The organism is Rhodococcus sp. PML026 (assembly GCF_000963615.1).
Classification (GTDB): Bacteria; Actinomycetota; Actinomycetes; order Mycobacteriales; family Mycobacteriaceae; genus Rhodococcoides; species Rhodococcoides fascians.
In genome coordinates, this window is sequence record NZ_KQ031376.1 from 754,528 (window position 1) to 768,684 (window position 14,157).

General features: G+C 65.6%; 16 protein-coding genes. 3 read left to right on the top strand and 13 right to left on the bottom strand.

The features are described from left to right. Positions 1-74: 74 nt before the first annotated feature. The 5 genes from purF to purL form a co-directional block, all read right to left on the bottom strand. Entirely contained in the window at positions 75-1,637 is a 1,563-nt protein-coding gene (gene purF / locus VF34_RS23155; protein ID WP_032367510.1) for an amidophosphoribosyltransferase, read from the bottom strand. Positions 1,638-1,761: 124 nt separating this feature from the next. Continuing rightward, complete coding sequence (locus tag VF34_RS23160; RefSeq protein ID WP_032373762.1) at positions 1,762-2,148, bottom strand: sterol carrier family protein; 387 nt, start codon at positions 2,146-2,148, stop codon at positions 1,762-1,764. A gap of 6 nt (positions 2,149-2,154) precedes the next feature. Continuing rightward, on the bottom strand, positions 2,155-2,736 hold the full coding sequence (locus tag VF34_RS23165) for a CPBP family intramembrane glutamic endopeptidase (RefSeq protein WP_032367509.1): 582 nt from the start codon (positions 2,734-2,736) through the stop codon (positions 2,155-2,157). 41 nt (positions 2,737-2,777) lie between these two features. Beyond that, entirely contained in the window at positions 2,778-4,454 is a 1,677-nt protein-coding gene (locus tag VF34_RS23170) for an alpha/beta hydrolase (RefSeq protein ID WP_230595216.1), read from the bottom strand. Positions 4,455-4,585: 131 nt separating this feature from the next. After that, entirely contained in the window at positions 4,586-6,877 is a 2,292-nt protein-coding gene (gene purL, locus VF34_RS23175) for a phosphoribosylformylglycinamidine synthase subunit PurL (RefSeq protein WP_045842056.1), read from the bottom strand. Positions 6,878-6,980: 103 nt separating this feature from the next. Between purL and VF34_RS23180 the strand changes: the two genes are divergently transcribed. After that, the gene (locus VF34_RS23180) at positions 6,981-7,745 is read left to right on the top strand and encodes a nucleoside phosphorylase (protein ID WP_230595212.1); all 765 of its coding nucleotides are present in this window, start codon (positions 6,981-6,983) and stop codon (positions 7,743-7,745) included. A 164-nt stretch (positions 7,746-7,909) separates the two neighbouring features. Here the strand turns inward: VF34_RS23180 and VF34_RS23185 are convergent, their stop codons facing one another. Next, positions 7,910-9,217 (bottom strand): M18 family aminopeptidase, encoded by a 1,308-nt coding sequence (locus VF34_RS23185; RefSeq protein ID WP_032373773.1) that lies wholly within the window; start codon positions 9,215-9,217, stop codon positions 7,910-7,912. 118 nt (positions 9,218-9,335) lie between these two features. Between VF34_RS23185 and VF34_RS23190 the strand changes: the two genes are divergently transcribed. Further along, complete coding sequence (locus tag VF34_RS23190; protein ID WP_174557233.1) at positions 9,336-10,163, top strand: hypothetical protein; 828 nt, start codon at positions 9,336-9,338, stop codon at positions 10,161-10,163. Between the two features lie 25 nt (positions 10,164-10,188). On the opposite strand, the gene VF34_RS25135 is transcribed toward VF34_RS23190, so the two are convergent. From VF34_RS25135 to purS, 5 genes are read right to left on the bottom strand one after another with little or no spacing between them, the layout of a single operon-like run. After that, the gene (locus tag VF34_RS25135; protein WP_155289528.1) at positions 10,189-10,350 is read right to left on the bottom strand and encodes a hypothetical protein; all 162 of its coding nucleotides are present in this window, start codon (positions 10,348-10,350) and stop codon (positions 10,189-10,191) included. Further along, positions 10,347-10,514 carry a hypothetical protein gene (locus VF34_RS25140; RefSeq protein WP_155289529.1) on the bottom strand — a complete coding sequence of 56 codons (168 nt, stop codon included), beginning with the start codon at positions 10,512-10,514 and terminating at the stop codon, positions 10,347-10,349. Before VF34_RS25140 ends, VF34_RS25135 begins: the two co-directional genes overlap by 4 nt. A gap of 25 nt (positions 10,515-10,539) precedes the next feature. After that, entirely contained in the window at positions 10,540-10,890 is a 351-nt protein-coding gene (locus VF34_RS23195) for a VOC family protein (RefSeq protein ID WP_032373765.1), read from the bottom strand. Positions 10,891-10,924: 34 nt separating this feature from the next. Further along, on the bottom strand, positions 10,925-11,602 hold the full coding sequence (gene purQ / locus VF34_RS23200) for a phosphoribosylformylglycinamidine synthase subunit PurQ (RefSeq protein ID WP_027495839.1): 678 nt from the start codon (positions 11,600-11,602) through the stop codon (positions 10,925-10,927). Next, a complete protein-coding gene (gene purS / locus VF34_RS23205; protein ID WP_032373767.1) occupies positions 11,599-11,835 on the bottom strand; it encodes a phosphoribosylformylglycinamidine synthase subunit PurS in 237 nt (78 codons plus the stop codon). Before purS ends, purQ begins: the two co-directional genes overlap by 4 nt. A gap of 100 nt (positions 11,836-11,935) precedes the next feature. On the opposite strand from purS, the gene VF34_RS23210 reads away from it, so the two are divergent. After that, complete coding sequence (locus VF34_RS23210; protein ID WP_032367483.1) at positions 11,936-12,574, top strand: MBL fold metallo-hydrolase; 639 nt, start codon at positions 11,936-11,938, stop codon at positions 12,572-12,574. On the opposite strand, the gene VF34_RS23215 is transcribed toward VF34_RS23210, so the two are convergent. Continuing rightward, positions 12,571-13,209: an LppP/LprE family lipoprotein gene (locus tag VF34_RS23215; RefSeq protein WP_032373775.1), complete on the bottom strand. Its 639-nt coding sequence runs from the start codon at positions 13,207-13,209 to the stop codon at positions 12,571-12,573. The two genes, VF34_RS23210 and VF34_RS23215, sit on opposite strands and share 4 nt — an antisense overlap. Positions 13,210-13,391: 182 nt before the next feature. Next, complete coding sequence (gene thiM, locus VF34_RS23220; protein WP_082079241.1) at positions 13,392-14,147, bottom strand: hydroxyethylthiazole kinase; 756 nt, start codon at positions 14,145-14,147, stop codon at positions 13,392-13,394. Positions 14,148-14,157 lie beyond the last annotated feature (10 nt).

The window sequence follows — 14,157 nt, forward strand, 5'->3', positions numbered from 1 at the left end:
GGACAGTACCGATGGACTGTTTCCAATATGTGGCATTGAGAAAACCCTGCTGTTCCCTAACGGAAAAGACCAGGTCAAGGACGGCTGAGAGCGCTCACATTCGCGTCGTTGTCCACCGGTTGCCCAGCGGCCGACGCCAGCAGACCCTCGAGCACGTGCTTGCCTAGTGCATTGTCCGCGGGCAGATCGATGGGGTACTTCCCGGTGAAACATGCTGCACACAAGCGCGATTCGGGCTGCTCCGACGCCGCGATCATGCCGTCGATGGAGATGTAGCCCAGCGAGTCGGCACCGATGGCTTGCCGGACGCCTTCGAGGATTCCGTCCTCGGAATCGACGCCGTTGGCGATCAGCTCTGCGGGAGAAGCGAAGTCGATGCCGTAGAAGCAGGGCCACCGCACCGGCGGGGACGCGATACGTACGTGGATCTCGAGGGCGCCGGCCTCGCGCAGCATCCTGATCAGCGCCCGCTGCGTGTTGCCGCGAACGATCGAATCATCCACCACCACGAGCCTTTTGCCGCGAATGACCTCTTTGAGAGGGTTGAGCTTGAGCCGGATACCGAGCTGGCGAATGGTCTGCGACGGTTGAATGAACGTGCGGCCCACGTACGCGTTCTTCATGAGCCCCTGGCCGTACGGGATTCCCGAGCCCTGGGCGAAGCCCACGGCTGCCGGAGTTCCGCTCTCGGGCACCGGGATGACCAGATCACCCTCGGCCGGATGCTCCTTGGCGAGACGACGTCCGATTTCCACCCGAGTCGAGTGCACCGAGCGACCGCCGATGACGCTGTCGGGCCGTGCGAGATAGACGTACTCGAACACGCAGCCCTTGGGCTCGGGGGCAGCGAAACGCGAGGACCGAACGCCGTCGGCGTCGATCGCCAACAGTTCGCCGGGCTCGATGTCGCGGACGAACGCCGCACCGACGATGTCGAGTGCTGCGGTCTCGCTGGCGACGACCCAGCCGCGATCGAGGCGACCGAGGCACAGCGGCCGTACGCCGTGCGGATCACGCGCGGCGTAGAGGGTGTGCTCGTCCATGAAGGTCAGGCAGAACGCGCCTTTGAGCAGGGGCAGCAATTCCATGGCCGCCTGCTCGATGGTGCAGTCGGCGGCCTTGTGCGCCAGCAGTGCCGTCACGACATCGGAATCCGACGTCCCGTTGCCCTGCAATCGATCGCTGATCAGGCCCGCATCGCGAGCCTTGGTGGCGAGTTCGGCGAAGTTCACCAGATTGCCGTTGTGCCCGAGCGCGATACCGGTACCGGCAGTGGTGGTACGGAAGATCGGTTGCGCGTTCTCCCACGTCACCGACCCACTGGTGGAGTAACGGCAATGACCGATGGCGACGTGCCCGGGCATCGCGCCCAGCGTCTGCTCGTCGAACACCTGACTGACCAGGCCGAGATCCTTGAACACGAGCACCTGGGAGCCGTCGGACACCGCGATGCCTGCGGCTTCCTGCCCACGGTGCTGCAGTGCGTAGAGGCCGTAGTACGAGAGCTTGGCCACGTCCTCGCCCGGTGCCCACACACCGAACACTCCACACTCTTCGCGCGGCTCGTTCTCCGGCTCGTCGATGGGTTTGCCTACCAGAAGATTCGGACTGTCGACCGACAAATCGGCGTTGGTCACGGGCATTGCTCCCTAGGGGGTCCGGGGCGGGGGGCCGTGCCCAGTCTACGGGCACACGGGCTGACACAACGCATCGTGTGTCCAGGAGATTCCCGACGGTCGAACGGCCGCTGAAATCCGGCGGTCAGGTGATGGTCAGCAACGGCAACCAACGACCCACCTCGACGGCCCGGCTGCCGGACGCGTCGATCGAGCCGTCGCCGAGCGCCTCGGCGAAATCCCGGGTCCCGGTAGCCACCTGAAGCCATGTCAGAGCATCGGTTTCGACGACGTTCGGCGGGGTTCCTCTGGTGTGCCGGGGCCCGACGATACACTGCACCGCGACGAACGGCGGCACCCGCACCTCCACCGACGACCCCGGTGCGTTCTGACCGAGAGTCCTGGCCGTGGTGCGCACGGCGGCGGCGATCTGTGCGCGTGGCGGCTTGTCGGCCTCACCTCGGATCCAGCCCGCGACGGCCAGAACGGCCTCGCGCACCTCGGCGGGACCGACCTCCTTGTGCGGTGGCATCTCCGGTCAGCTCCTCTCACGTTCGGTCGCCGCGAGATGCGCCAACACGGCACCGCTCGCGTTGAGTGCGTAGTGCAGCGCAGCAGGGGCGAGCACACTGCCGCTGCGCGCCCGCAGCCACGAGAACACCACCCCGGCGACGGTCGTCGCGGCAACGGTCCCGGCCACCGAATCCCCGGCGGCGCGGGCGGGACGAATGTGCCACAGTCCGAAGAAGACCGGCGACAGGGCAGGCGATGCCGCATCGAGCACACCGCGGAAGAGCAACTCCTCGGTCAGCACCGTCCCCACCGGAATCCGAAACAGCACCCACTCCGCGAGATCGTCCTCGGACGGACGGACGCGTCGACGCAGTGCGGGTACGGCGGCCACCACCGCAGACCCCAGGACGGGTATCGCTGCCGCAGCCGCTCCCCATTTCAGCCCGGATGCGGCGTTACGCAGGCCCAGCCGTTCGGCATTCGATCCCGACACCGCAGCCACAGCGACGGCGAACGACGCGTTGGCCACTGCCCGCCCGCGGGCTCCGAGCCCGGCCGCAGGCAGCACGTATGTGCTCCACGCCGTTGTCACGAGTCCGGTCAGAATGGGTCGTTCCGCAGGCTCCACTCCGGTTGCCAGAGCGGTTCTCACTTCTCGGGACCGTCACGTCCGGCGAACTGCTCCATGACGCCGCGCACTCGTTCGGTGTCGCGGTCGGTCCACCCCTCGGGAGCGGCGACGGCCACCCAGCCGTCGAGCACGAGGGTGCCGTAGTTGTGACCGTGGCCGTCGGGGACGCCTGCTGCGTTGGTCAGGTCCGCTGCCACCTGCCAGAAGGTCACCACCGGGAACCAACGCATGCTCGGCAGTCGGTCCGGCCCCGGCGGCTCGGACAGCCAGTCCGGGCGCTCGAAAAGCAGGTCGGGTGACCACCAGACCACCGGATCCGACGCATGCTGGACGTACAGGATGCGCGGGGCGTACCAGGGCTGATCCTCCGGCGGGATGCCCGACGAATTGTCGGCGAAGCGAACCGTCAGGCCCTCGGAGTACACCGGCCGAACCTCGGGGCTGCCCGGATCACGCCTGCTGACGAACTGACTCCAGATGCGGTTGTCGTTCGGCGGACCCACCCACAGGACGCCGTCGGTGGTGGCGCGGATGTCGGCCAACCCGTCGAACGCGCCTTCACCGGACTTCGTCCCCAGACTTTCGCCGTAGACGTAGAACTTGGGACGGGTGGCCTCGGGCTCCTGCAGCCACCGGTCGTGCACTTTGTCGATCAGCGCCTTGCCTGCCTGGGCGGCTTTGTCGCCCTCGGCGATGAACGAGATCCAACTCGGCAGATACGAGTACTGGGAGGCGACGGTGGCGACATCGCCGTCGAACATCAGCTCCTCGGCCTCGACGGCGGTGGGGTTGACCCAGCCGGTGCCGGTGGTCGGCACGACGATGAGCGCTTTGCGCTGGAACGCGCCGGTGCGTTCGAGTTCGGCGACGACGATATCGAGTCGTTCGTCCTGAGTCTCCGCGGTTTCCAGTCCGGCGTAGGCCCGAATGGGTTCGAGGCTCGGACGTCCGGTGGCCCGTTCCATCTCGTCGGCTCGCAGGCCGCTGGAGACGAAGTTGCGGCCCTCGAATCCGAGTGTGTCCCACGGTGCCAACGAATTCGGGCTACCCGACCTCTCGTCGGCGACGGGTTGTTCTGTGCCCTCTCGCGTTTCGTCGTTCTGCAGACTGAACACCGAGTTGGTCACCTCGGAGACCGCACGCAACAGCACACCCTGGACCAGGGCGACGACCAACACCACCAGAACGATCACGCCGAGTGCGTTGGCCACCTCGCGTGGCATCTTGACGATGCGATTGATCTGACGGGCGAGCAATCGGACGACGTCGCGCAGCACCCGCGAGATCGAGATGAGCAGTGCGGCAATGGCAATGCTCAACGCTCCGGTGCGGAGGTACCCCGTCGTGGTGGTCCCCTCCGCGTCCATGAGCGCGGCGAGTTCACGCTGCCACTGCGCCGAGACCGCCAGCATGATCATCGACGCAGCGACGGCGACGACGAGTACGACGACCTTGACTGCAAGTTCGACCTTGCGCGGCAATGGCCACCACGAACGCGACGACAGCCACCATCGCGTCACCGCCCATCCCACGGCCACCCCGAAGGCGTACCCGATAGCCGAGTTGATGCCGCCGATGATGCCCTGGAACAGCCATCCACGAGGCAGCAGCGACGGCGTCAGCGACCAGCAGAAGAACAACGCGCTGAACGCGATTCCGGTGAAGTCCAGACGCAGCAGGCCCCACGACCACATGACGAACGGATGCTTCTCCGGCGACGGAGCCGAGAACTCCACCGTCGGAAAGTGATACCGATGATGCTGATCCTGCTCGAGTGTGGGCTCGGTCCCCCTTCGACGCTCCGATACCTGTCCCCCCACCTCGGTCAGCCGAAGAGTCTGGGAAGAGTGCTCTCGAACGTCTCCCGCAGTTCCGTCATCGGCACGGAGAACTGCCCTTGGACCTCGATCGAATCCGAGCCCTCGTCGACGACGCCCACTCGCGCCCACGGAAGTCCGCGTGCGGTGCACATCCCGGTGAACCGGGTCTCCTCGGTGCGCGGCACGGCGACCAGCACCCGGCCGGAGGATTCGGAGAACAAGGTCACGAACGGGTCTGCGCCTTCGGGAACGATGATGCGGCAACCGGTTTCGCCGGCCAAGGCTGCCTCGACGACGGCCTGAGCGAGACCACCCTCGGACAGGTCGTGTGCAGCCGAGACCAGGCCGTCGCGGGAGGATGCGAGCAGGATGTCTGCCAACAACTGCTCCTGAGCGAGATCGACCTTCGGCGGAACGCCGCCGAGGTGATCGTGCTCGACCTGCGCCCAGATGGACCCGTCGAACTCGTCGTGGGTCTCCCCCAGCAGGATGAGTGTCTCGCCGGGCTCGAGGCCGAGCCCGGTCGGGATGCGGCGATGGACGTCGTCGATGACGCCCAGCACTCCGACCACGGGGGTCGGCAGGATCGGCTCCGCGCCGGTCTGGTTGTAGAAGCTGACGTTGCCGCCGGTGACCGGGATGCCGAGGGTGACACACCCGTCCGCCAAACCGCGTACGGCCTGCTGGAACTGCCACATGACACCCGGGTCCTCCGGCGAACCGAAGTTCAGGCAATTGGTGACGGCCTTGGGAGTGGCGCCGGTGACCGCGACGTTGCGGAACGCCTCGGCCAGAGCCAGCTGCGCGCCCTGGTACGGGTCGAGTGCGGTGTAGCGGCCCGACGCGTCGGTGGCCAAAGCGATTCCGCGACCGGTCTTCTCGTCGATGCGGATCACGCCTGCATCGGCGTTCTCGGCCAGCACGGTGTTGCCGCGGACGTAGCGGTCGTACTGCTCGGTGATGAATCGACGGCTGCACAGCTGCGGCGAGCCGATCATCTTCAGCAGAGTGGCCTTCAGCTCGTCCGCGGTTTCCGGACGCTTCAGCGACGCCGTGCTGTTCGCGATCAACGCGTCCTGGGTATCCGGACGCTGCACCGGACGGTTGTACACCGGGCCTTCGTGCGCAACGGTTTTCGGCGGTACATCGACGACGGTATCGCCGTGCCAGGTGATCTGGAGGTGCTCGCCGTCGGTGACCTCACCGATGACCGTGGCCAGGACGTCCCACTTCTTGCAGACGGCCATGAATGCGTCGACGTTCTCGGGGGTCACCACGGCGCACATGCGCTCCTGGGATTCGCTCGAGAGCACCTCGGCCGGAGTCATGCCGGTGGCGCGCATCGGCACCTTGTCGAGCTCGATGTGCATGCCACCACTGCCGGCGGACGCGAGTTCCGATGTGGCGCAGGACAATCCGGCACCGCCGAGATCCTGGATGCCGACGACCAACTTGTTCGAGTACAGCTCGAGGCAGGCTTCGATGAGCACCTTCTCGGTGAACGGGTCGCCCACCTGAACCGCGGGAAGCTTCTTGCGGCCCCCACCGGTCTCGTCGCCGTCGAACGTCTCCGACGCGAGCACGGACACACCGCCGATGCCGTCGAGACCCGTTCGTGCACCGAACAGAATGATCTTGTTGCCCAGGCCCGACGCGAACGCCAGGTGCATGTCCTCGACCCGCATGACGCCGGCACACAGAGCGTTGAGCAGCGGGTTACCGGCGTAGGAGGCGTCGAACACCGTCTCGCCGCCGATGTTCGGTAGGCCGAGGGAGTTTCCGTACCCACCGACGCCTGCGACGATGCCGCTCAGGACACGGCGCGTATCGGGTGCATCGGCAGCACCGAATCGCAGCTGGTCCATGACGGCGATCGGGCGAGCGCCCATGGCCATGATGTCGCGGACGATGCCGCCGACGCCCGTCGCCGCACCCTGGTAGGGCTCGACGTACGACGGGTGATTGTGGCTCTCGACCTTGAACGTGACGGCCCAGCCGTCGCCGACGTCGACGACGCCCGCGTTCTCGCCGATACCGGCGAGCATCGGCTTGCGCATCTCGTCGGTGGTGGTCTCGCCGAAGTACTTCAGATGCACCTTCGAGGACTTGTACGAGCAGTGCTCGCTCCACATGACGGAGTACATCGCCAATTCGGCGTCCGTGGGCCGACGACCGAGGATTTCCTTGATGCGGACGTATTCGTCGTCCTTGAGTCCGAGTTCCTTGTACGGCTGCGCAACGTCGGGGGTGGCGACGGCGTTCGAGACAGTGTCTGTGGGTACAGAGCTAGCGGACACGAGGAATAGGTCCCTTCGATGGAGCGAAATGCCAGGGAGAGTCTATAAGGTGCCGCCGACATGTACGGCATCGGACGTATCGGCCTCGTGCGAACATCACCTGATGGACATTGCACTGACCGAGGACGATCTGGACGAAACGGGCGTCATCGACCCGTCGATGGTGGCCAAGGGAGTCGACGTACCGCCGAAAGCCGTCGTCTGTTTCTTCGCCGAGGTGATCGAGAGCATCTGCGCGAAAGGCGACGCCCGAGTGGTGTCGATCATGCGCTCCGAGCACGGCGAACACCCCGTCTACGAGATCGAACGAGGCGGACAGAAACTTGCCGTCTTCCATCCCGGCGTCGGAGCGCCACTGGCCGCACTGTTCCTCGAAGAAGCCATCGCCATGGGCTGCACACAGTTCGTTGCTGTCGGCGGTGCCGGGGCGCTGTCCGACGACCTGGGCATGGGACACGTCATGGTCGTCGACAGCGCCCTGCGCGACGAAGGAACCTCGTTCCACTACCTGCCACCCGGTCGAGTGGTCGACGCCGATCCCGCAGGCGTCGCCGTACTCCAATCGGTACTCACCGACGCCGGCATCGACTTCGTCACCGGCCGCTCCTGGACCACCGACGCGCTCTACCGCGAGACCCGCGGCCGAGTCTCGCGCCGCGTCGACGAAGGCTGCCGAACGGTCGACATGGAAGCGTCGGCCTTCTGCGCAGTCGCCCGATTCCGCGGAGTCCGATTCGCGCAACTCCTCTACGCGGGAGACTCCCTGGCCGCCGACTGGGATCACCGCGGCTGGACCAAGGCAACAACGGTGCGCGAACAGTTGTTCTGGCTCGCTGCCGACGCCTGCCTGCAACTCGATCCGCTCTAGGTTTTCGGGTCGCTGGTCTCGGGTTCGCTTCCGGGTCGCTGGTTCACCCCCCGGATTTCTCAAACGCGCGCGCGTTTGCCGAACGCGAGCGAAACAGCCCCGGAATCGGGCACGAATCCGCGCGCACCTGACAATTGCGCGCGCGTTTGCGCCGCCGATCTGGCTCAGGCAGGGGCGAGGAAAGCCGCCAACGCGTCGGCGTATGCCTTCACGTCGCCGGCTCCCATCAACTCTCGGGACGAGTGCATGGCGAGTTGCGCTGCGCCGACGTCGACCGTCGACAACCCGGTGCGCGACGCGGTGATCGGTCCGATGGTCGATCCGCACGGTAGATCCGCGCGATGGACGTAGCGCTGCAACGGTACGTCGGCTTGCTCGCAGGCCAGTGCGAATGCACCGGCACCGGCGGAATCGGTTGCGTAGCGCAGGTTTTGGTTGACCTTGAGTACCGGTCCGCCGCCGAGTTCGATGCGATGTGCAGGCTCGTGACGATCCGGGTAGTTCGGATGCGTCGCGTGCGCCATATCGCCCGAGGCACAGATGGATCCGGCCATCGTGCGCAGGAATTCCTCACGACCGCCGCCGCGCCCGAGCACGATGCGTTCGAGCACGGTGTTGAGCAGGTCCGAGAACGCGCCGCGGTCGGACATACTGCCGACTTCCTCGTGGTCGAACAGTGCCAGCACTGGAGTGACGTCGGTCGGATTCTCCACTGCAGCAAGCAAAGCCTGCGTTCCGGCGTAACACGTGCCCTGGTTGTCCAGACGCGGCGCACTGACCAACTCGGATTCGACGCCCACCACCGCGCTGGGCGCCAGGTCGTGTGTCATCAGTTCCCAGCCCAGCACCGAACCGGGATCGACGCCTTCGCGGTCGGCGACGTAGGAGATGAACGATCGTGGCGAGTTACCCACGCCCCAAATGGCATTGACGTGCCGCTGCGGATCGAGCGTGACGCCTTTGCGGTCCTCGGACAGGTGGATCGCCAGCTGCGGAACGCGGAGGATCGGCTCGTCCACCTTGACGAGCACCTCGCGAGCGGTGTTGCCGTCGCGCACGCTGAGCCGGCCGGAGATACCCAGGTCGCGATCGAGCCAGGAGTTCAGCCAGGCACCGCCGTACGGCTCCAGGCCGACCATCTGCCAACCCGCCGATTCGAGATCGGGATGCTGCTTCACCCGGAGATTGGGGCTGTCGGTGTGTCCGCCGACGATGCGGAAGGGGCCATCAGGAGTGGAGCCTGCGGAACGACCCGAATTGATGTGCTCGGTGCTCCACGCGACGAGAGAACCGCCGCGGATCAAGTAGTAGCGGCCTGGTTCGGTCGGCCAGGCATCGGTCTCGTCCAGACGTACGAATCCGGCGTCCTCGAGCTGCACCGACACCGTCCGACACACATGGAACGGGGACGGCGAGACGTCGACGAAGTTGCAGAGACCGGCAGCAGAGGCAGAGGACGACATGGGAACCATTGTGTCAGCCGCCGCGTCGAACACCCCGAGAGCACACACCGACCGGGGGAGAAACATGAAGATCGAGCCGACACCGAACCAACACGTCGCTCACGCAACCACACTCGCCATCGTTCGAATGAAAACGATCGAAGCATTTCGTACCCGCGGAATGGTGGTGCACCGTGAGGATGCGACCACGCTCGGTGCGGAGTCGGGTGCACGCTTCCCGCTCGACAACGTGTTCGCCCGCTGCTCGGGTGCGCCCCGGTCGGCGTGGGACAGCATCATCGGCGGCCATGTCCAGGTCATGATCGAGGCGATGCGCGAGTCCGCTCCGGCGTTCATCGCAGGCCTGTCCGACGACGAGTTCCATTCGAAACTCCGTGAACGCGTCGTCGCGCCGTGCGTGTTGGAATCGATGGGTTCGTACAGTTATTCGGTTCCCCTGCTCGCGGCACCCGATGCGCCGAGGCGGGTGTTGAATCTGTCGTCTCCGAATCGAGCTCTGACGTTGTCCGACAGTCACTTCGAGGGGCGCGACATCGACGCTGCGTGGGCTGCGGGTCGCAAGAACACTGCGGCGATCGAGTTCGAGGGAGCGCAGTTGCTCGAACGCGAGGGGGTCTGCATCGAGGTGCTCGACGGCGATTCGATCTATCTCGCGTCGAAGATCGCCGATATGACCACGTTGATTTCGTCGCATCTGGGCGAATGCCTGTACGGCGTACTCTTCGCCGTCCCCAACGCGTACGAATTCGCCTTTCATCGGCCCCGCGACGCCGACGACGCAGTCGCGGCAGCCACCGCACTCGCCGAGCTGGCCGACGTGTTCTCTCGCGATACACCGAGCCCACTGTCGCGCTCGGTGTTCTTCTGGCGAGACGGCGAGTATTGCGACGTGACGCACGGGCCTACGGGTATCTTCACCTCAGCGTTGACCGAACTACGCGCACGCGCGGCCTGACCGAGATCACGTGCCGACAGACCCGCTATTCAGGCGGCGGGGTGGTCGGTCGTCCCGCTGCAGCCTCGCGAATCCAGTCGGGGACGGGTTGATGATCGCGTTCGGCCATGGTGATGTACGCGCGGGCAGCGGCAGCGGCGACCTTTGGACGTGGTGCTTTGATGTTGCGTTCGTCGGTGGTGGTCATCGCGGGTCCTCCTGCTCGCTCTCGCCGTCAGTGTCCTCGGTTTCGCGCGGTTGCGCCAGTGCGCGACGTGCAGACCGGCCCGCAACGGCCAGCAGCACCTTGCGTTCGGTGCTGGTGATGAGAGCGACTCCGACGACGGCCAGAACGCCAACGACGAGGGTCACCCACGATTAGGCGGGCATCCGCTGCTCAGTGCGCCCCGGATACGCAGAACACGTTGCCGTCGGGATCGCTCAGCGTCACCCAGCGAAAGTCACCCATGGTGTGCTGCTCGACCTCGCTCGCACCCGACTCGACCAGCCGAGAGACTTCGTCGTCGAGGTTCTCGGCGGTCATGTCGAGGTGGACGCGATTCTTACCCGGCGTCGGGTCGTCGACCTTCTGGAAGGCCAGTCGATACGGGGCCGAAGCGAGTGCGACGACGTAGAACCAGCCGTCGTTCTCCTCGACGATCGATCCGTCGACCTGTGAGGCCCACCAGCGAGCGAGCGGGCCCGGGTCGGTGGAATCGAACGTGATCATGCCCAGGGTCAGTGTCATGGCGGAAGATTAGACCCACCCACCGACACGAAAATCAGGCGTTGACGATCGCGTCCAGTGCCGAGTAGAAGATGCCGAGCCCGTCGTCGCTCGGGCCGGTCAACGGCTCGGTGGCGTGCTCGGGGTGGGGCATCAGGCCGACGATCCGACCGTTTGCCGACGAGATTCCGGCGATACCGCGCTGCGAGCCGTTGGGGTTGCTCCCGCTGTAGCGGAACACGACGCGGCCTTCACCCTCGAGCTCGTCGAGCACGCTCTGCGATGCCTGGAATCGGCCCTCGGCGTTCTTGACCGGAATCAATATCTCGGCATCCTGCTCGTATCGCGACGACCATGCCGTGCCGGCATTCTCGACCTTCAACCACTGGTCGCGGCACACGAAATGCAGGCCCTCGTTGCGCGTCAACGCTCCGGGAAGCAGTCCGACCTCGCACAACACCTGAAAACCGTTGCAGATACCCAGGATCGGCATCCCGCCCTCAGCCGCCTTGACGACGGACTCCATCACGGGAGCGAAGCGGGCGATCGCACCGGCCCGCAGATAGTCGCCGTACGAGAATCCGCCGGGGACGACGATGGCATCGACGTTCTTCAGATCGGCGTCGGCGTGCCACAGGCTGACGGCTTCGCCGCCGGCGAGAGTCACGGCGCGGGATGCGTCGACGTCGTCGAGAGTTCCGGGGAACGTGATGACTCCTACGCGGGCGCTCATGAGATGCGAGTCACTTTCCAGTCCTCGATCACCGTGTTGGCGAGCAGCGATTCCGCAAGCTTCTCGAGTGCTGCGTCGTCGACGGAATCGTCGATCTCGAGCTCGAAGCGCTTGCCCTGACGCACATCGGACACACCGGAGATTCCCAGCCGGCCCAGCGCACCTGCGATGGCCTGACCCTGCGGATCGAGAATCTCGGCCTTGGGCATGACATCGACTACGACTCGGGCCACGAAAGCGCTCCTTGAAATACGTACAGCAAGACAGTTACCGGCAGGTGGGAGTCTACGCAGCCCTGGCCAGCGGAGCGAAACCGCGCTTACTGTGGAGTGCATGCGGCTGACACACTTCGGACATTCCTGCGTTCTGGTCGAACTCAACGGCACCACGGTGTTGTTCGATCCCGGCACGTTCTCTCACGGATTCGAGGGCATCACCGGGCTCGACGCCATCCTGGTCACTCACCAGCACCCGGATCATGTTGATCTGCAGCGACTTCCCGCACTTCTCGACGCCAATCCCCGCGCCGAGCTGCATGCCGATCCCATGACGGCAGGCCAGCTCGGAGGGAAATGGATCGCGGCCCCGGCGGGCAAGGACTTCTCCGTGGGCGGCATCACCGTCACCGGAGTCGGCGGCACGCACGCCGTCATCCATCCGGAACTGCCGGAGATCGACAACACCGGTTACCTTCTCGGCACTCCCGAGAACCCGGGGCAACTGTTCCATCCCGGTGACTCGTTGTTCGTTCCCGAGCAACAGGTCGAGGTACTGGCACTGCCCGCGGCCGCACCGTGGTCGAAGCTGTCCGAGACGGTCGAGTTCCTGCGTGCGGTGGCTCCGAGAATGGCATTCCCCATCCATCAGGCCGTGGTCGCGGAACAGGCAAGGGGCATCTACTACGGCCGCTTCAAGGAGATGTCCGACGCCGAAATCCGCGAACTTCCCGAGGAATCGTCCGTCTCGATCTAGCCGGTGACCTCGGGCGGGAGGGTGCCGATCATGGTCACTTGCGTTCCGTCCCACTGGTAGTCGATCGTCGCAGGTCCGCCGGTCGGATTCGCATTGGCGTCACCGGCGAGTGGCCAGCGGTAGTTCACTGTGATCGTGTCGGCCGACTGGGCCGCCACCGACGTGAACCCGTACGGCTCCAGCGTCGCGGTGCCGAGGTACTCGACGTCGTGGAAGAAGAGCAGATGTGTCGGCGAGCTCACCGTTGCCCCGGACGGGAGCGCTTCGACCCAGGTGAACGACGCACAGGGATCGCCCATGTCGGTGGCGACCCACGGTGAATCTGCGAACACGAGCGGCAGCGAGTCCACCGCCTGCGGTACCGGCCCCCACGTCAGATCCAGGCACAGTGGCTCGGCTTCCGACGGACCCATGGGAACCAGGTCACTGGCCTCCTCGGGTGGCGTTCGCTGCGGCTGCGCTCCCTCGGTCACGGTGGCCGGGTCGGGTGTCACCGGTGCCGGACTTGCCTGGGTGGTTGCCTGGGTGGTTGGCGGAACGGCCGAGGACGGTGCTGCCGACGGCGTTCCTTGCTCCGATCCGCCGCACGCGACGAGAGCTGTTGCACCGACTGCGAGGAGCAGAAGTCGTTTCATGAAGACCACCTGGCTCGATTTGCCCGACGCCAGGTATGTCCCCTCGTGGACATGTTCCGTTACATCACATTTCGATCAATGGGCCTGAACCCTGCCGGCGCAGGCAACTCTTGCTCCACTCCCCGCCCGGTCCGCGGTATTTCAGCGGAAGCCGCCACAGAGTGGAGCGCCAGTTGCACTCGTCAGTCGAGCCGAACCAATTCGCGCAGTGCCGACTCGTCCACCGCGTCGAGTCCGTCCAAGAATGCAGCAGCGAAGGTACCCGGACGCGACGTCGAGCGAGCCGCAATCTCCGACGCGACCGCCACGTGCGCGTGCGCGGCGACGGCACCGATCAACGCAGACGGAGAAGCGGAACAGTACGCCGCCGTCAGCGCACCCAATGCGCATCCGGTGGCCGTAACTCGTTGCAGCAGTGCGCTTCCGCCGCCGATCTTCACCGTCGAACCTTGCGCGAAGATGAGGTCGACCTCGCCCGAGGCCGCTACGACCTCGGCGCGGTCGAGGAGAGAACGCGCCGCGTCGACGGAGTCCGCCACGTGCGCAGACGAATCCACGCCTCTCGATCCACCCTCAGCGCCCGCGAGTCCCATCACCTCGGAAGCATTTGCGCGAATCACGTTGGGCCGATTGGCAAGTAGTTCCACCGCGACCTGGGTTCGCCACGGCAGCCCGCCCGCTCCCACCGGATCGAGTACCCACGGCTTTCCCGCTGCTCGTGCGGCAGCGGACGCCAGACAAGAACTTTCCACCTGCGCGGCCGTCGGAGTTCCGAGATTGACCAGAACCGCGTCGGCGATCTCGGCGAAGCCGGCCGCTTCCTCCGGATTGTCGACCATCGCCGGAGCCGCACCTGCCGCGAGCAGGGCGTTGGCGACGAATTGCACCGACACCGTATTGGTCAGACACTGCACCAGCGGATTGCGATCACGCAGCAGTCGATGCGCG

What these genes read in the sequence shown, in the direction of transcription:
- VF34_RS23160 (WP_032373762.1), bottom strand. Translation starts at nt 2,148, where the DNA reads ATGCCACCGCACAAGGAGGTCGGTCCCGCCGAGGTGCGCGAGGCCGTT.
- VF34_RS23170 (WP_230595216.1), bottom strand. Translation starts at nt 4,454, where the DNA reads ATGTGGTCGTGGGGCCTGCTGCGTCTGGACTTCACCGGAATCGCGTTC.
- VF34_RS23180 (WP_230595212.1), top strand. Translation starts at nt 6,981, where the DNA reads ATGGACATTGCACTGACCGAGGACGATCTGGACGAAACGGGCGTCATC.
- VF34_RS23185 (WP_032373773.1), bottom strand. Translation starts at nt 9,217, where the DNA reads ATGGTTCCCATGTCGTCCTCTGCCTCTGCTGCCGGTCTCTGCAACTTC.
- VF34_RS23190 (WP_174557233.1), top strand. Translation starts at nt 9,336, where the DNA reads ATGAAAACGATCGAAGCATTTCGTACCCGCGGAATGGTGGTGCACCGT.
- VF34_RS25135 (WP_155289528.1), bottom strand. Translation starts at nt 10,350, where the DNA reads ATGACCACCACCGACGAACGCAACATCAAAGCACCACGTCCAAAGGTC.
- VF34_RS23195 (WP_032373765.1), bottom strand. Translation starts at nt 10,890, where the DNA reads ATGACACTGACCCTGGGCATGATCACGTTCGATTCCACCGACCCGGGC.
- purQ (WP_027495839.1), bottom strand. Translation starts at nt 11,602, where the DNA reads ATGAGCGCCCGCGTAGGAGTCATCACGTTCCCCGGAACTCTCGACGAC.
- VF34_RS23210 (WP_032367483.1), top strand. Translation starts at nt 11,936, where the DNA reads ATGCGGCTGACACACTTCGGACATTCCTGCGTTCTGGTCGAACTCAAC.
- VF34_RS23215 (WP_032373775.1), bottom strand. Translation starts at nt 13,209, where the DNA reads ATGAAACGACTTCTGCTCCTCGCAGTCGGTGCAACAGCTCTCGTCGCG.